Raw genomic sequence first — 308 nt, forward strand, 5'->3', positions numbered from 1 at the left:
GAATGAAGACTGTCTGCTCGCCTGTTTTCGAAACGCGGCTTCGCCTTCGTGCGGACCAACTTACCAGCGTTAGGCCGGGAGATATTATGCGCATCTGTGGGATCAAACTGACGCACGACGGAGCGATCGCCCTTGTCGAGGATGGAAAACTGGTTTTTTGCGTGGAGCAGGAAAAGCGAGACAACAATCCGCGGTATCAGGCGATCGACGACCTCGACGCGATCGCGATCGCATTGGCCGAGCATGGTTTCGATGCGCACGATATCGACCAGTTTGTCATCGACGGCTGGGACGGAGTAGTCGAGTCG

1 protein-coding gene is annotated in these 308 nt (G+C 56.2%); it reads left to right on the top strand.

What is annotated here, in order from left to right; translation table 11 throughout:
• Positions 1-308: carbamoyltransferase N-terminal domain-containing protein (locus HWY30_RS41010; RefSeq protein WP_279613352.1), on the top strand; the 308-nt coding region annotated here is incomplete at both ends.

The sequence above is a fragment of the Paraburkholderia tuberum STM678 genome (assembly GCF_902833905.1).
GTDB lineage: Bacteria > Pseudomonadota > Gammaproteobacteria > Burkholderiales > Burkholderiaceae > Paraburkholderia > Paraburkholderia tuberum.